Annotated in this window: 14 protein-coding genes; 5 read left to right on the top strand and 9 right to left on the bottom strand. The window is 58.0% G+C overall.

From position 1 onward, the window contains the following. Positions 1 to 78: 78 nt before the first annotated feature. The 5 genes from AC6CHO_RS08080 to AC6CHO_RS08060 form a co-directional block, all read right to left on the bottom strand. On the bottom strand, positions 79 to 510 hold the full coding sequence (locus AC6CHO_RS08080) for an SRPBCC family protein (RefSeq protein ID WP_498214533.1): 432 nt from the start codon (positions 508 to 510) through the stop codon (positions 79 to 81). A gap of 116 nt (positions 511 to 626) precedes the next feature. Further along, positions 627 to 995 carry a hypothetical protein gene (locus tag AC6CHO_RS08075; RefSeq protein ID WP_444661043.1) on the bottom strand — a complete coding sequence of 123 codons (369 nt, stop codon included), beginning with the start codon at positions 993 to 995 and terminating at the stop codon, positions 627 to 629. Positions 996 to 1134: 139 nt separating this feature from the next. Next, positions 1135 to 2751 (bottom strand): tetratricopeptide repeat protein, encoded by a 1617-nt coding sequence (locus AC6CHO_RS08070; protein ID WP_498214532.1) that lies wholly within the window; start codon positions 2749 to 2751, stop codon positions 1135 to 1137. Between the two features lie 21 nt (positions 2752 to 2772). Further along, the gene (locus tag AC6CHO_RS08065) at positions 2773 to 4029 is read right to left on the bottom strand and encodes a tetratricopeptide repeat protein (protein WP_498214531.1); all 1257 of its coding nucleotides are present in this window, start codon (positions 4027 to 4029) and stop codon (positions 2773 to 2775) included. 165 nt (positions 4030 to 4194) lie between these two features. Continuing rightward, positions 4195 to 5850 (bottom strand): thiamine pyrophosphate-dependent enzyme, encoded by a 1656-nt coding sequence (locus tag AC6CHO_RS08060; RefSeq protein WP_498214530.1) that lies wholly within the window; start codon positions 5848 to 5850, stop codon positions 4195 to 4197. A gap of 354 nt (positions 5851 to 6204) precedes the next feature. Here AC6CHO_RS08060 and AC6CHO_RS08055 point away from each other — a divergent pair, with 354 nt between their 5' ends. Beyond that, a complete protein-coding gene (locus tag AC6CHO_RS08055; RefSeq protein WP_498214529.1) occupies positions 6205 to 7734 on the top strand; it encodes a sodium:solute symporter family protein in 1530 nt (509 codons plus the stop codon). 93 nt (positions 7735 to 7827) lie between these two features. On the opposite strand, the gene AC6CHO_RS08050 is transcribed toward AC6CHO_RS08055, so the two are convergent. Then, a complete protein-coding gene (locus AC6CHO_RS08050) occupies positions 7828 to 8808 on the bottom strand; it encodes a TIGR00730 family Rossman fold protein (RefSeq protein ID WP_195181640.1) in 981 nt (326 codons plus the stop codon). Between the two features lie 545 nt (positions 8809 to 9353). On the opposite strand from AC6CHO_RS08050, the gene AC6CHO_RS08045 reads away from it, so the two are divergent. Both AC6CHO_RS08045 and AC6CHO_RS08040 read left to right on the top strand, forming a co-directional pair. Further along, positions 9354 to 9614: a hypothetical protein gene (locus AC6CHO_RS08045; RefSeq protein ID WP_257745801.1), complete on the top strand. Its 261-nt coding sequence runs from the start codon at positions 9354 to 9356 to the stop codon at positions 9612 to 9614. Between the two features lie 1168 nt (positions 9615 to 10782). Continuing rightward, positions 10783 to 10917 (top strand): hypothetical protein, encoded by a 135-nt coding sequence (locus AC6CHO_RS08040; RefSeq protein ID WP_280521038.1) that lies wholly within the window; start codon positions 10783 to 10785, stop codon positions 10915 to 10917. 364 nt (positions 10918 to 11281) lie between these two features. Here the strand turns inward: AC6CHO_RS08040 and AC6CHO_RS08035 are convergent, their stop codons facing one another. Then, positions 11282 to 12571 (bottom strand): adenylosuccinate synthase, encoded by a 1290-nt coding sequence (locus AC6CHO_RS08035; protein WP_498214527.1) that lies wholly within the window; start codon positions 12569 to 12571, stop codon positions 11282 to 11284. A gap of 154 nt (positions 12572 to 12725) precedes the next feature. After that, on the bottom strand, positions 12726 to 13379 hold the full coding sequence (locus tag AC6CHO_RS08030; protein ID WP_257745797.1) for a Pr6Pr family membrane protein: 654 nt from the start codon (positions 13377 to 13379) through the stop codon (positions 12726 to 12728). 186 nt (positions 13380 to 13565) lie between these two features. On the opposite strand from AC6CHO_RS08030, the gene AC6CHO_RS08025 reads away from it, so the two are divergent. After that, the gene (locus tag AC6CHO_RS08025; RefSeq protein WP_444661051.1) at positions 13566 to 14348 is read left to right on the top strand and encodes a MerR family transcriptional regulator; all 783 of its coding nucleotides are present in this window, start codon (positions 13566 to 13568) and stop codon (positions 14346 to 14348) included. Here the strand turns inward: AC6CHO_RS08025 and AC6CHO_RS08020 are convergent. After that, positions 14345 to 15580, bottom strand: a complete 1236-nt coding sequence (locus tag AC6CHO_RS08020; RefSeq protein ID WP_498214526.1) for an ROK family transcriptional regulator — start codon at positions 15578 to 15580, stop codon at positions 14345 to 14347. The genes AC6CHO_RS08025 and AC6CHO_RS08020 overlap by 4 nt on opposite strands. A 132-nt stretch (positions 15581 to 15712) precedes the next feature. Between AC6CHO_RS08020 and xylA the strand changes: the two genes are divergently transcribed. Continuing rightward, positions 15713 to 16900 (top strand): xylose isomerase, encoded by a 1188-nt coding sequence (xylA, locus tag AC6CHO_RS08015; RefSeq protein WP_498214525.1) that lies wholly within the window; start codon positions 15713 to 15715, stop codon positions 16898 to 16900. Positions 16901 to 16924: the final 24 nt, after the last annotated feature.

Raw genomic sequence — 16924 nt, 5'->3', positions numbered from 1 at the left:
CCCATCCTCTATCACGGCCGATCTATTTTGCCATTCATGGTGCGGTACTGCGGCAATACCGCAACGGAGGAACGGGACTTACGGCGCTTGCTCTGCGTAGAGGCGCAATTGATCCAATTTGTCCCCCTCGCTTTCGCGAACGTTCGCAGCCAGCTCTTCGCACTGTTCAACGCTCAAATCAGGATTGATGATCGCCACTTGCAGCACCACCTCGGTGTACCCGGCGTCGTCTTTCAGATCGTATCGGTAGGACAGCCCGTCCGGATTCTCTGATGTGTGCATGATCAGCAGCCGGTTCTCAATCAGGTCGTGGACGCGGTAGGCCCGTTCGTGGCCTGCGATTCTATAGACCAGATTGGTTCCGACTTTTAGTTCTGGGTCATCTGAATGCATGGAACCAATTCCATGGATCCACAAAGGAGCTGCTGCCCAGTCGGTCAGCAATTCCCAGACGCGGTGCACCGGAAGATGTATGAGAACGGTGCTTTCAAAAACACTGAACTGGCTCATACCGGAATCGTTGCACTCTCGCCGGTTAATGGGAATAGTTTTCAGAAGATTTGGGTAGATAAAAACCGGCACCAGGCAATTCTCTGCCTGGCGCCGGTCAAATGCGCTACTGGTGTTTACCAGTCTTCTTCGACGTCTGCCTCGGAAATGCCCAGCTCCGGTTCCTGCTCAAGGTCGAAGTTGTACCAGGCTTCAGTGAAGTCAGCCATCGAATCCAGCGCGTCCTGCGCATCGCCGTCCAAGACCTCCAGGGCCTCAGGGCTGTTCAACACAGCAGTCACCGCAACGAATGGGTGATGCTCAAAGTAATCGGTTGGGGTGGCATCTTCGTTAAACGTCAGATTCTCGCTCTGTGCAAAGAGTTCGACGTATTGCGCCACTGCGTCGGGCAGACGGCTCAGGTTGATGCCAGTCAAGGACTCATTGTAGATCTCAGCAGTTGCGTCGGCCCACTGCTCAATGAGCTCTTCGCTCATCATTGCCATCTGATTATCCACCTCGTGGTCGGGGTTTTTGCTTCACGTGATTCGGTAGCAATTCATCTTATTTCTTCAGGCCGAGCATGCCAAGACAGAATCTTCAGTTGGATTGTGATCTTTTCGATCGTGTGAATTTCGCTGGATGCTACTGGTCCAGCGATGGGATGTCAGGCAGTTCTGGCATGGGTGAAAAACTGAATTCTTCAGGCTTCGGCACAGGGGTTCTAGTCAACCGGTCAAGTTCTTCGCGTGGCAGCTGAACTGGTCCCGAAGGCTCTTCATCCTCGGTTCCTCCAGAGCTGTCCGAGGACTGCGGGACACCAGCAAGCAATGAGAGCGACAGGACAAATGCAATGAATCCGAACACCAGATGCACCCCGATGAAGTACATCCCGCCGATGTTGCCTCGCAGCAGCGCGAAGCCTCTCGATTTTGCCGAGCTGCTCACCGCCAGCCCATAAGCGAAAGCGTTGTTCTTGAATCCCAGACGGAGCTGGCAATAGGCCAAAACCCCACCGACCATCAACAGTCCCATACCCGCCGACCACATTGGAACTGCGGCCATCTGGCTTGGTCGGGCCATGCATACTCCGAAGAAGGCCAGATGCGCGAAAACTATCAGCACACGTTTCCAGAAGCCTGCCGCGTAGCCTCCGCTCAGGCGCACCAGATGCACCCTTCGTTCTTCAGGATCCTGGCGGTTCTGCGGAGGCCCTGAAATTTCTCGAAATATGAGAGCAGCGGCCACCCGGCCCGCCACAACGCCAAGAAGCATCAAGATCGCACCCGCGAGTGGAACGAAGCAGCCCGCCACAGCGCCAGCTACCGCAGCCGCCCAACTGGCCTGGTACCCGCGCATGGCTTTGGGCAGCGCCGGGAAGCGGGCGTGAATATCTTTGATGTACCCCGAAGGTAGCGTTTTCTCCGTCCTTTTATACGTGGAGATATTCCACCAAGCGAACAGGCCACCACCGCCAAGCAGCAGCACAACCACAATCAGGGTGACCGGCAAACTGGCAGCGTGCCCAAAAGCAGCGACGGCTGCGAGCGCCGGAATGGATAACCACCAGCGGTCCGCGTAAACCGCCTGCTTGGCCAGAAAGTTCTCCGCGTAGTCCTCGTGCAGCTTTTCGTTCATTGGATCGCTGGCCAGCATGCCGCGCAATAATTGGCCGTGGTCCCCCACGATCTTGCGGCCCATTTCGATGCTGCCTGCCGAACGCAATAGCCCTTGATGATGAGGGTCAATGCGCAGCCCTGCTTCCAGGAGCCTCATCGCGCCTCGGTGATCTCCGGCGATGTCGGCTGCGAGAGCTGCACCTTGATAAAAGTCGGGGTTTTCAGGTTCCAATTTCAGTGCATGCTCAGTGGCCTGGCGGGCCAAGATCCGCTCGTCATTGTTCTGGATATTGCCCAGCAAGAAGATGCCCAGCAGATAGTGTCCACGGGCATGCTCCGGCGCCACCGCGATGACCTGTTGGATGGTTGCCAGGGCCTCGTCACGACGGCGCTGGCCGGAAAGTGCCACCGCGAGCTGCTCACCAGCTACTGGATGCTCGGGATTCAGCCCCAATGCCACGCGAGCGGCGGCTTCAGCTTCGCTCCACTGCTCCAAGTTCAGATGGCAGGCCGCGTACAGGATCCAGAATTCGGCAACCTGCTGATAATCATTGAGATTGTCCTTGAGCAGGCTAATGGCTTCGGCTTCCCTGCCCGTAGCCAGATGATGGGTGATCCTGGTGTAGAGGACGTCAAAATCCATGCGGTGCCTTCCGGGCTTGGATTACAACAGTTTTCTGGCGACCAGATAATCAGCCAGCTCGTCATAACGCCCATTCTCGTTGCTGAACCGCACCACATTGCGTGCAGACTCCAGCCACGGCAGGGTCGATGGCTTCACTTCTTTCATCGCCAGATGAATATGTGCCATATTCACCGGCAGCACCTCATTGCGCTCGATGGACTGCATCATGGCTTTTTCCGCGGCTGTGGTGCACAAGTGCTCCAGGTCGGCGCCCGAGAATCCATCGGTTTGCCCGGCAATCCATTTCAGGTCGATACCTGCGATGGGTCGACGCTCCAGGTGATAGCGCAGGATTGATTCGCGAGCTGGCTGGTCCGGAGCGGTGACCAGCACTGAGCGGTCCAAACGTCCTGGGCGCAACAGCGCCTCATCCAGGTCCCATGGGTGGTTGGTCGCGGCCAGGATGTAGAGTCCGTCATTGTTTGAGGAGAGCGAATCCATCTCCATAAGCAGCTGATTGACCATCTGGCGCAGCCATGACGCGCTTCCGGTTAATGAGCCTCGGCGCAGCCCCAATGCATCAACTTCATCGAGGAACAACACTGTCGGCGAGTTGCTGCGGGCCTTGTCGAAGACCGCTTTAATATTCTTCTCAGTTTCACCGATATGCGAATCAAGAATGTCGGTCATGGTGACGGCCATGAAGTTCGCTTGGAGCTCGCCGGCAACCGCGCGAGCCACAAAGGTCTTGCCGCAGCCGGGAGGACCGTACAGCAGCAGTCCGCCTCGCAGGGATTTGCCGAAGGCCTTGGCGATGGCGGCGTTGCGCATCGGTGCCAAGAATGATTCATTCAGCCGGTCTTTAACATTCTGCAGACCGCCAACATCAGCCAAGGTAATGCGCTGCCCCGCTGGTTCCACTGGGGCGACAGTTTCTGCGCTCCCGCCCATCTGGATTTCTGGCTCCGCAAATGGGGCTGGCACGGATTGGCCGAGCTGCTGGGCCGCCGCATCCCAATCAAAATCAGGTTCTTCGGTGTGCTGTGGCTTTGCTGGTTCCGGTGCGGAAGCCGGTGCAGGTGTGGCGTTGCCCAGCAGCGCAGCACTCACCTGGCCGAGCAATTGCAAGGCCGCGGTGTTGCCGGGATCTTTTTGGACCACAATGTTGATATGCGTCAGAGCTTCAGCGGCACGGTTGGCCTGGTGCAGCTGCTGGGCCAGATGGAGGCGCAACTCGTGTTCCTCTGGCGCGGCGTCGACGGCGCGCATGAGGCTGGCGATCAGGGGATCATTCATGTCTTTGAGCTCCGCTATTGCAAGTTGTAGCTGCCAAACTTCATCTGACTACTCTGCCACTTAAGGCATCCAACGGGTACCGCATAAACGATACCCGTTGGAATTATATGCCCGCTTAGAGCCTCGCCCCGGAACCGACCCGGAGCATCCGCGCCGAAGCGCTACCTAGTAGGCTTTGACCCCTTGTTCCACGATCAAGTGGATCAGGGCGAAAGTCCCGTTCTCCTCGATTGCCTTTACCGCTGCTTCCAGCGCTGCCGGGATTTCAGTGTCCTTCTCTACGCGGACTCCAAATCCGCCAAAGGACTGGGCCATCAACGCGAAGTCTGGATTCTGCAGCTGCGTGCCGGAAACGCGCTCCGGATACTGGCGCTCCTGGTGGGTGCGGATGGTGCCGTACTGCTGGTTGTCCATGATGATCACCAGCGGTGTTGCCCCGTATTGGGTTGCCGTGGCCAGCTCCTGGCCGTTCATCAGGAATTCGCCGTCACCTGCAATGGTCACGACGCGGCGCCCCGGGTAATTCAGGGATGCTGCCACGGCCGATGGGATCGAGTAGCCCATGGAGCCGTTGCGTGCCGAGAGCATCGAGGCATAGCCGTTGGTCGGGAAGTAGCGGTGCGCCCAGTTGGTATGCTCACCGGCGCCGAAGGTGACCATCGCATCTTCGGGCAGTGCGCTGACCAGATTCGACATCAAGGTCGCCATTTTTGCCGGTCCGTCCGCAGGCACCGGGGTTGGCAGCGCGGCGAATTTCTCCTGCTCGCCACGCATCCGCGAGGTCCATTCCTTCCAGGAATCCTTCACCGGCAAGTCCATGAGCAGAAGGTCGCGGACGAAGACATCCGGCTTGGCGACAATCTGGTGCGAGACCGGACCGGAGCGTCCGCGCAAGGACGGGTCGATGGTCACCAGGAAGTTTTTCTTCTCCCAGTTTTGGCGGACGTTAAAGCCGTCGGTAATGACGTCCCCGGGCACGGTACCGACGAAGATCAGCAGATCTGTTTCTTCCAGGAGATCGTAGGTTGGCTTGGGGCGCCCGTAGCCGATGGGCCCAACGTAGGAAGGAGAGTTGAAAGGAACAGTTCCTTCGCAACGCCATTCGGCAGCGGCAGGAAGATCGTGTTCTTCGAGCCAGCAGGTGAAATCGGCAGCACCCTGCTGAGACCAGTCATTGCCGCCAAAAATAAACAGTGGCTTATCCGCTTCCTGCAAGGCATTGTTCAGCGACTTCCAGTCAGTCACAGTCATGCCGCCGGTGGCGACAGGAATTTCCGGGTGCAGCTCGGCGGAAACCTCGTTGCGGATAACGTCTTCTGGAAGCCCGACCACCACAGGACCTGGGCGGCCTGACATGGCCGCGAACATCGCTTCGGCGACGACTTCGCTGGCGCGGTCCGCATGGTCCAGGATCATCACGCGCTTGGCTCCGGTTCCAAACCACGCCTTCGGGTCAAACTCCTGGAAGGCTTCTTTTTCGCGGTGCTCGAAGGGAATCAGCCCAACAAAGAGCACCAGCGGAGTGGAGTCCTGCCATGCGGTGTGCAAGCCAACGTGCGCGTTGGCGGCACCCGGCCCTCGGGTCACCATCGCGATGCCGGGGCGCTGATGCATTTTCCCCTCGGCCTCGGCCATATAGGTGGCTCCGCCTTCGTGGCGGCAAACGACGGTCTCGATGGATGAGTTGTGCAGTCCGTCGAGAACGTCCAGGTAGCTTTCACCCGGGACGACGTAGGCTCGTTCAACGCCATGTGCGGCAAGAGTATCGACAATGACATGTCCGGCTGACTTCTTTGTCAGACCTTGAGCATTTTCACTCATCTTCAGGCGTCTTTCTGGTTGCGAGCAATAGTTGGACGCAACGGAAATTGGGGCGTTAAAGCCGGTGATGCAACGTTGCGTCGTCGAGAAACAGTACTAAAGAACACTCGATTGCGCACCGTGAATGCCTATTACTACGCGACTATGACACCATGCATGCCATAATGCATATTTCTAGGCAAATTGTCTAGATTTTTTCGGTCAATAGAGCAGTAATGTTCATCACCCTACGGGGCGAGCCAGTTCACAGTCATAAAGCCGCCGCCCATTGACCTGTCGCAGCCCACACAAGTAGCCTAATGAGAAATAAAAGTTTACCTACGGTAAGCATTCTCACTCGCATCGGGGAAGTCCATGGAATTCATCAATGGGGCCATTGTCGCGCTATATCTCGCGGCCATGCTCGCTTTCGGATGGTGGGGCAAGTCCCGCACCAAAAACAGCAGCGACTATCTGGTCGCAGGCCGTCGACTCGGCCCCTTCCTCTACACCGGAACCATGGCCGCGGTGGTGCTCGGTGGCGCTTCCACCGTGGGCGGCGTCGGACTGGGCTACAAGCACGGTATCTCCGGCATGTGGCTCGTGGTGGCCATTGGCGCAGGCGTCATCCTGCTTTCGCTGGCCTTCGCGCCGACACTGCAGAAGCTGAAGGTCTACACCGTCTCCCAGATGCTGAACCTGCGCTACGGCAGCGCGGCAGCAACCAATACCTCCGGCATCGTGATGCTGGCCTATACGCTGATGCTTTGCGCAACCTCCACCAGCGCCTACGCCACCATCTTTGTTGTGCTCTTCGGCTGGGAGAAGTGGGTTGCTATCGCCATTGGCGGCGCGATCGTCGTGGTGTATTCGACCATCGGCGGCATGTGGTCCATCACCCTGGCGGACCAGGTGCAGTTCGTCATCAAGACCATCGGCATCTTCGCACTGATGCTGCCATTCTCGCTGAACGCCGCCGGCGGCCTGGATGGCATCCGCGAGCGCGTGGGCGCCGAGTTCTTCGACATCAACGGCATGGGCCTGCAGTCGATCATCACCTACTTTGTGGTCTACACCCTGGGTCTGCTCATCGGCCAGGACATCTGGCAGCGCGTCTTCACCGCGAAGACTCCAAAAGTGGCCCGCTGGGGCGGCATGACCGCCGGCATCTACTGCGTCTTCTACGGCGCCGCCGGCGCATTGATCGGCATGGCCGCGAAGGTGGCGCTGCCGAACATCACCGGTGCGGCAGAGAACAAGGACGTCGTCTACGCAGAAGTCGCCACGCAGCTGCTTCCAGTGGCCGTGGGCGGCCTGGTCATGGCCGCAGCCGTGGCCGCCATGATGTCCACCGCTTCCGGCGCGCTGATCGCCGCCGCAACGGTGGCCCGTACCGACGTGACCCCATTTGTTGCCAGCTGGTTCGGCAAGCAGATCCAGGTCAATTCGGATGAGAACCCCGAGCACGATGTCCGGGCCAACCGCATCTGGGTGATGGTGCTGGGGCTGGTCACCGTGACCTTGGCAATCCTGGTGGACGACGTGGTTGCAGCACTGACCATCGCCTACGACATTCTGGTGGGCGGCTTGCTGGTGGCCATTATCGGCGGCCTGCTGTGGAAGCGCGGCAACGGCGTTGGCGCTACAGCCTCCATGGCTGCCGGCTCCCTCGTTACGCTCGGCACGATGATCATCTTGGAAATCCAGGCCGAGAACAAGTTCGACGGCGTCTATGCCAATGAGCCGATCTACTACGGCCTGATCGCTTCGGCCGCGGCATTCATTGTTGTATCGTTGCTGACCAAGTCCACGGACCGACAAGTGATTGAGCACTGGAACCTGCGCGTTGCCGGCAAGGCCCAGGATGCCCCGGTGAACGCAACGGCACAAGAGCCTACGCTCTAGTGAGCTAGTAGTACCGAGTCGAACCCATGAATTCGAGCCCAGTGCCCAGCGGTGCAAACTGCTGGGCACTGGGCTCGAATTGTTCCTCGTGCTTTAGTTCTTAGATCCTGCGCTCCATTTGGCCGCCGGAGCCTGCCACGAGGACAGGGCGTCCAAAAGCGCTTGTGGTTCGCTGGCCACCACCAACGAGTCGCGGAACTGCGGAGCCAGGAATCCCTGATCAGTCATGTGATCCAGCATGCTCAGCAGAGGCTGCCAGAATCCGTCGACGTCCAGAAGGGCTACTGGTTTCGCATGGATTCCAAGCTGTTGCCAGGTCCACACTTCAAAGAGCTCTTCCAACGTTCCGGCACCACCGGGCAGTGCGACAAAGCCATCAGCCAGTTCCGACATGCGGTGCTTTCGTGCATGCATGTCTGGAACAACTTCTAGGCTCGTTAGTCCTGGGTGCGCCAGTTCGCCATCAACCAGAACCTGCGGCATGACTCCGAAAACTTCTCCGCCAGCCGCTCGCGCCGCATCTGCGATTGTTCCCATCAGGCCCACGCGTCCACCGCCATAGACGATGGCCCTACCCGAGCCGGCAACTGTACGTGCGAAGTTTTCGGCCGCTTGCTCATAAATAGGTGACTTACCTGAAGCCGAGCCGGTGAAAACTGCCAAGCTCTGAATCTTTCGTGACCCAGCGAGCAAAGCAGGGAAGACTACATCTTGGAGTAGAGGAGCAAGCTCCTCTACTTCCGCTGAAGGGTCGATCCACCGCAACTGCTCAATTTCAGCGAGTGGTTCACTAATCGGTACCAAAGGATGCTCAAATACAGTGGCTTGAACGTTATGCCCCTCTTCGTTGGCCGCCGGGGCCGTGAAGGTGCCGATGATACTCAGCAATGCTGGGTCCAAACTGACTCCCAGCTCTTCACTCACTTCACGCACCGCCGCGTCGATGGGCGACTCCCCTAGCTCTGGCTTGCCACCGGGGAACATGAACGAAGTTGTACCTCGTTTGCGGCCTGTCAGGACCTGTCCCGCTTCGTTTCGGATAAAGACGGCGCTGACATTAATCTGCTCTGGCATTCCGTTTCCTTCTTGTTCCGTCCATGTGCTGGTCGCGCCCGCTTTGATACATATGACAGGCGCAATTCATTCCTAGGGCTTTTCTGAGAAACGGATTGAAAGGTTTATTTGGGCGATGGGTTCTGAATGCGCAGCTAAGTCCTTTGCCGAGAGACAGAACCGACAGTCTTGGAGGAATGAGCGGGCTATCAAATGTTTCGCTGGCGGGGAAGATTATTGCATCCGCCCAGGTGGAAAGTTGTCGACCCCTTAGAGGGCCCGAAAATTACTGTTTCACGCGACAGCTGCAGGACGGATATTAAGTTCGTCGTTTCAGGGATCGCGACCCCTTGTCCTTGCCCTCTGAATGGACAGTACCTGTACGAATGTTTTTGGAAAACTACCTTGTCTTCCGGGTGCGTGGAACCTAGCACCGAGCACCTGGCGCTGGTGGTTTTATCACTTGTCCTAATAATCAGAAGGCGACTAGGACTCTAGCAAATATGATTATCAAACTGCGACTCACGACGGAGCTCACCTGATGAATCTGGGCTAGGCTATCTTGCATGATTACACATAAGCGGCAATTGCTGGTCGATTTCCTGAACGATCAGCCTGGCATTAAAGCGAGTTTGAGCCCTTGGGGTATTTACATAGAACTCCCCGCTGCACACGAAGACCATTTGGCAGTCATCGAATGGCGCCTTGCCGACCACGACGTTCCCTATGCCCCACAAGACGACCTAATATTGGGCGCCCTTTATAATTTCTCCGGAAAACGCGGACTAATTCGCGGAAATTCGTACGAAATCGAAACTCTGCAATAAATCAATAAGACGCAATACAGTCAGGCTAGATTGAAAATTATAGGCTGCACGAGTAGCGACCATCCCTCGGGTAACTAGTGATTACATTCTGATCCTTTGCGCCAACCACTACATAGACTGCAAACCTCCTGATGACCCGATCCCGGCTATCGCGAATCTGATATGGAGCAACATACTTGGCCTTGCCTTGAGACTTAAAGTATCCCTTCTTACAAGAGTGATTCAGAGCCTCGTTCGTAGCCCAGTCCGCCATTTCACGCCAGTTGGCACGGAGGAAAACGGCCTGATTCTCCCACTGGCTCATGTGACCAGCTTTAATGTGCCGAAAGCCTACGCCCGTTGCTTTCGTGCTTCCTTTTGCGTTTTTATGCCACCCGCAACGTAAGTTACCCGTTTTCCTGGAAAGCCCTTTGATTGCTTGACGGTTAAATTTCCGGACCATCTTGTTATTCTTGTCGAAAATTCCACATGGTGACCAGTAATTCGCTGGAGTGCCGACAAATTTCAACGACGCCGACAGGCGGTCCGGATAGAATCTATCGCCGCTTGGGCCAACGACATATAGTTCATCCGCCTGCGATTCTCCGAGAATTTGACGTTCATTCGTACTAAATTCTGTAATGGTAGCCCCCGCGGGTTGACCCACAATCGTGCTGACAATGAGAATTGCGCACACGGATAGCGCAACGTTGATTTTTTTGAATTACATTCGAATCTCCAGTCAGATCTACCGCCAATTACATCACCTGATGTCACGAAACACGCTATATCTGAGCAGCATTATTTCCAAACGCCTGAAGTAACATCACATATCAGAACGTAATTATTAGCATCCGAGTAGCTCATCAATTATATAGACCGTTGGACTAGGTATTCGAAATCAATGATCGTGCGCGTCCACCACCGAATGCAATTCTCAAACGCAATGACACTTGGTTCAAGGTCTTCACCCTGCGTGATATTTGTTGCATGCCTGCTGCCTCTTGGACTTGAGTGGCACACAACGGTTAAAGACCAAACTTCTGGGCATCAATCGCCACCGTGTACCAATGCACAAGATTCCTCGCATTAAGGCCATCAGCCGACTAAAGTTCAAAAATCAGTGCATTACACTCCTTTCAGGGGTAACGCCGGTGCGCATATCGACGACGTCAACGGAAGGCGTCTGATGGATGAAGCAGCTTCTTGGGGTGCGCCTCCGAAAATTGCCGCCAGACAGATTCGTACCACTCTGGAAGCGCTGCTGGATGCGCTCCCGGCGCTCATCGAGCAGTCGCACGCAGAAGGCTGGTTCACCCCATGATCCTCGACGTTGCCAATGACACCAGAAAACGCATCGACCGGCTCACCCGCCAAGTGCATAGCGAATAGGGAGCTGAACCTCAGTTCCTCGCTCACTTCGCGCACGCTGGCATCAATAAGAGACTCGTCTGATTGAGACCGCCACTCTAGAACATGAATGATGCCGTATCTGGTTTGCCGACTGCCAGGATCTGCCCGCCTCTTGCACGGCAATGCCCGCTGACAAATAATCTGTTCCGGCATTCGGGTTTCTCCGTGATCCATCCACATGCTGGTTGTGCACGTCCTAGGTTCGAGCGCACGAAAAAGGAGCTATCACAGTTCATTCAATGAATGAACTGCGATAGCTCCCTAATGTCTAGGAACTAGTCCTTGATCAGATCATGACGCACGATGGTCTGATCGCGGTCCGGGCCCACGCCGATGGCGGAGATCCGAGTGCCGGAGATCTTTTCCAGAGCCAGGATGTAGTTCCGGGCGTTCTCCGGAAGATCTTCCATGGTCTTGGCGCCCGAGATGTCCTCAGTCCAGCCTGGGAAGTACTCGAAGATCGGCTTCGCGTGGTGGAAATCGGTCTGAGTCATTGGCATCTCATCGTGGCGCACGCCGTCTACGTCATAAGCAACACACACTGGGATCTGCTCAATGTTGCTAAGCACATCCAGCTTGGTCACGAAGTAGTCGGTGAAGCCGTTCACGCGCGAAGCATGGCGAGCCAAAACTGCGTCGTACCAACCGCAACGACGTGGGCGGCCGGTGTTCACACCGAACTCGCCACCGGTCTTCTGCAGGTAGACACCCATTTCATCAAACAACTCAGTTGGGAAAGGACCAGCACCCACACGGGTGGTGTAAGCCTTGATGATACCGATGGAGCGGGTGATGCGGGTTGGGCCGATGCCCGAGCCCACCGACGCGCCGCCAGCAGTTGGGTTGGATGAGGTCACGAATGGGTAGGTGCCGTGGTCCACGTCCAGGAAGGTTGCCTGGCCGCCTTCCATCAGTACAACCTTGTCCTCATCCAGAGCCTTGTTCAGCTCATAGGTGGAGTCGATGACCAGTGGGCGCAGGCGCTCAGCGTAGGACAGGAAGTACGAGACGATTTCCTCGACCTCGACGCTGCGGCGGTTGTAGATCTTGACCAGCAGTTCGTTCTTCTGGCGCAGTGCGCCTTCGACCTTCTGGCGCAGGATGGACTCGTCGAAGACGTCCTGCACGCGGATGCCGAGGCGTCCAACCTTATCCATGTAGGCCGGGCCGATGCCGCGTCCGGTGGTGCCGATGGCACGCTTGCCCAGGAAGCGTTCGGTGACCTTGTCCATGGTCTGGTGGTACGGGGCCACCAGGTGCGCGTTGGCCGAGACGCGCAGCTTCGAGGTGTCGGCGCCACGCGATTCCAGGCCGTCGATTTCTTCGAACAGGGCTTCAAGGTTCACCACGCAGCCGTTGCCGATAATCGGAGTGGCGTTGGGTGAAAGGATGCCGGCAGGAAGGAGCTTGAGCTCGTACTTCTCGCCGCCGACGACCACAGTGTGCCCGGCGTTGTTGCCGCCGTTTGGCTTCACTACGTAGTCAACCTTGCCACCGAGCAGGTCGGTAGCTTTTCCTTTACCTTCATCGCCCCATTGGGCTCCGACGATCACGATTGCTGGCATGGGATCCTCCCCCTTGCAAAAAGCAGTGGTTACGGCGTGCTTAGCGCCGTCCCGGCACGGTGCCGGGCAAAAAATATGCCCCTGTCCTGCTCACTGAACCCAAAGGTTCGTTGCAAGAGTTAGGGGCTCTTACGACCAAAGTTTACCGAAACGATTAGCGAATCTCGAGTTGCACGTCACGATGTCGCCTGCGACGTCCGTACGCGACCACAAAAACCGCGATTCCCGCGAAAACCGCCGCGATGGCTACGACGTACAGGCTGATCACGCCGTACCCCTGCTCTGGATTGAGGAATGGATAGGGAACCCATCCATCTGTGGCACCGCGCACCAGAACGACCCCGGTCCACAGCATCGGGTAAATGAGGATCAAAAATACAGCAGTGTACGGCAAGACCACGCGGTCCTTGGACAGTAGCCAATCTCCCAGGATGACCAGCGGCCCGAGAATATGCATAACCCAGTTGGCCCACGGAAGCGGGACGCCACCGGCTGCTCCCAGCGGCGCCAATAAGGTGAGGTAAATCAGCCCCACTACGGCCATGCACACGCAGACGAGTGCCCGCAAGCCAACAACCCATCTAGGCACTCGTTCCGCTTTCACCAGTCCAGCTGTCCCGGCAACAATCCACACTGCAACCAATAGTGCATTGGACTGTATGGTGAAATATCCAAAAAAATTCATGGGCTGCACCGGCCCCCGCGAAGCGGTGTCCGAGTAGGTTGCCACGATCGCCGCCAAGGTAACCAGCGCCCAGAGTATCCGCGCAAGATTGAAATAGGGCACGATGGCTTGCGTGGTTTTCATCTTCGAAGACTATCCTCGATGGAATAAGACATTCAATGGCCTGATTGTGAACTGCAATTATTTTCCGCAGCCCGCCTTCCGGCGTTGCCACCTCAGACACCGCTCACAGTGCAACAATAGTTTCAAGCCGGGACTTGACTCTGACACAGTGTGAGGGCGGAGAACTGAAGAATGTTATCCATCGGGATGTTTGCCCAGATTGGCCAGGTTACCCACCGCATGTTGCGGCACTGGGATACTGCCGGTTTGCTCAGACCCGCCCATGTGGACCCGTTGAGCGGCTATCGCTCCTACGACCCCTCCCAGCTTCAACGCTTGCATCAGATTGTTGCACTGCGTGATTTGGGATTTGGACTCCAAGAAATTTCTTTGATCATGGACCAAGGAGCCACCGTAGGGAAAATAGCCGAACTTTTGCACATTCGCCAGGCGCAGGTCGAGGCCGAGCACCAGCTGGCCACGCAGCGCTTGGCCGATGTGCAGCGGCGTCTGCAACTGATTTCCAAGGAGAACCTCATGTCGCGCATTGAAATCATCCACAAGCCGCTGCCCGCGGTGCGTTTGGCGGCCGGCCGCTTCACGGTGGCCGAGCAGCCTGAAATCGCCGGTCGCATCGGCCCGCTTTTCGACAGAATCGCGCAGTCCATTCAGGGCCAAAGCCTTGCCACGCCCATTGCGCAATACAACGGCACCGAGGATGGAGTGGAGGTCATTGCCGGATACGCCACCAGCGCCCAAAGCCTGGCCGATGTCGAGATCGTCGAGCTTCCTGCCGTGCCCGAAGCCATCTGCGGAGTGCACCTTGGCTCAATGGACACCATCCATGAAAGCTGGCAGGCCGTGCACGAAGAAGTCCTCGCCCGTGGATTGGTACCTGCCGGTCCGTGCCGCGAAGTCTACGTGCGTGCCGTATCAGAAGACCAGGCGGATTGGGTGACCGAACTTCAGCAGCCGGTCGGCACCCCTTAGTCCACCAGCAGGTGCGGAGCCTCCAGCAGGTCCCCCACCACGCTGCGCGCGGCCCCGGCCAGCGCACCGGTTTGGCCCAGCGGCGAGCACAGCAACCGGGCTTGGCCGGCAATGCTCGGTGCGTGAACTTTCAGGCTGGCTTCCATGGCAGGACGCAACCACTGCTCCAGGGCGGCGAAGTGCCCGCCAAAGACTACCGCTGAAACGCTGTACAGGCGCATCGCCGAGGCCACGGCAATTCCCAAGGATTTTCCGGCCTCGGCTACGGCGCTCACCGCCGGTTCAGTTCCGGTTTCCAGCGCTTGGCAGAGCTGGCCCATCCGCTCCTGCCGCGAAATTTTATCTGTTGCGGAACCGAGGTTGGCGGCGGCCAAAATGGCTTCCTGTCCGGCCACGGTTTCCAGGCATCCGCGTCCTCCGCAGCTGCAGGCCTTGCCGCCGGGGGCGATCACCACATGGCCGAGCTCCCCTGCGTGGCCCTGGGGCCCGACAAATAGTTCACCGTCGATAATCAAGCCGCCGCCGATGCCCACTTCCCCGGAGACAAAGAGAAAGTCGCGTTCCTGGGCATCCATCAAATGCTGTTGGGCCAGCGCCGAGGCGTTGGCTTCGTTGAAGAGCCGGAAGCGGGTTTTGGGTTCGGGCAGCAACGCTGAAACATCGAGTTCTTGCCCCTCCCAGCCAAGGTTCGGAGCTTGGAGAACTGTGAGCTGCTCCTCGTTGACCAGGCCCGGAACAGCCAATCCGCCGCCAAGAATCATCAGGCCCTGGGCCCGGGCAGCGCCTTGTAGGCCCTGGCTCAGTTCTCCCAGAGCATCGAGCACCTCACTGGCAGCAGAGCGATGATTGGTGCGCGGCAGGATTTCGTGCGCCAGCAGTTTGCCGTTGAGGTCAACGAGGCCGGCGGCAATGTAGTCGACGTTGATTTCCATGCCCATCACGCAGCGCGCGGGATTCAGCACCAGGCCCACCGAAGGCCGTCCGCGTTCCCCATCGCGATGCACGCCGATTTCGATGACCAGTCCAGCGGCCAGCAAGTCCGCGACCAGGCTGGAGACCGAGGCCTTTGTCAACTGGCTGACTTGGGCGATATCAGCGCGTGATAGCCGCTGGTCATCCCCTGCTCCAGCTATCACCGACAGGACCCTGGCCAAGTTGGCTCTGCGTACGTCCCCGACGGTGCCCGGGGCCGAAGACGTCGCGGCTCGAGCGGCAGGGGCTGGCTGGCGCATGCTTTCTCCTTGTCGAAATTCGTGGAATGTATATGCGTGGCTCGCTATTGACTCTAGCGCATCACCGCCCATATAGTTCAGATCATAAACTAAATGGCTTAGGCCAGCCCTGCGATCCAAGGATGTATCTCGATGAGCGTTGCTCCGACCCCTGCAGACCATTTCACCTTCGGCCTCTGGACCGTGGGATGGACCGGTGCCGATCCTTTCGGCGTCGCCACCCGCAAGAACCTGGACCCGGCAGAAGCCGTCCACAAGCTGGCCGAGCTCGGCGCCTACGGCATCACCTTCCACGACAATGACCTGATTCCTTTCGACGCCACCGAGGCAGAACGCGAAAAGATCCTTGGCGACTTCAACCAGGCGCTGAAGGACACCGGCCTGAAGGTCCCGATGGTGACCACCAACCTGTTCAGCCACCCGGTCTTCAAGGACGGCGGCTTCACCTCCAACGACCGCTCGATCCGCCGCTTCGCCTTGGCCAAGGTGCTGCACAACATCGATCTGGCTGCGCAGATGGGTGCCGAAACCTTCGTCATGTGGGGCGGGCGCGAAGGCAGCGAATACGATGGCTCCAAGGACCTGGCTGCCGCCCTGGATCGCATGCGAGAAGGGGTGGACACCGCGGCGGGCTACATCAAGGACAAGGGCTACAACCTGCGCATCGCGCTGGAGCCAAAGCCGAATGAACCACGCGGCGACATCTTCCTGCCCACCGTCGGCCACGGCCTGGCCTTCATCGAGCAGCTGGAGCACGGCGACATCGTCGGCCTGAACCCGGAAACCGGCCACGAGCAGATGGCCGGGCTGAATTACACCCACGGCATCGCCCAGGCGCTGTGGGCCGAGAAGCTGTTCCACATCGACCTCAACGGCCAGCGCGGCATCAAGTACGACCAGGACCTGGTCTTCGGCCACGGCGATCTGACCAGCGCCTTCTTCACCGTCGACCTGCTGGAGAACGGCTTCCCCAACGGCGGGCCGAAGTACACCGGGCCGCGCCACTTCGACTACAAGCCATCGCGCACCGATGGCTACGACGGCGTCTGGGACTCGGCCAAGGCCAACATGTCCATGTACCTGCTCCTCAAGGAGCGCGCGCTGGCCTTCCGCGCAGACCCGGAAGTCCAGGAAGCCATGAAGACCTCCGGCGTCTTCGAACTGGGAGAATCCACCCTGGGCGCCGGGGAAAGCGCAACGGATCTGATGAGCGATGCGTCGAGCTTCGCAGGCTTTGACGCCGAGGCCGCAGCGCAGCGCAACTTCGCCTTCATCCGCCTTAACCAGCTGGCCATCGAGCACCTGCTCGGCTCCCGCTAGACCCTGTCGCCACCCACCGCAGAA

It is taken from the genome of Glutamicibacter sp. GQ173, from assembly GCF_059759215.1.
The sequence above is the reverse complement of the archived record's forward strand: the minus strand, read 5'-3'. Positions and strand labels throughout refer to the sequence as shown.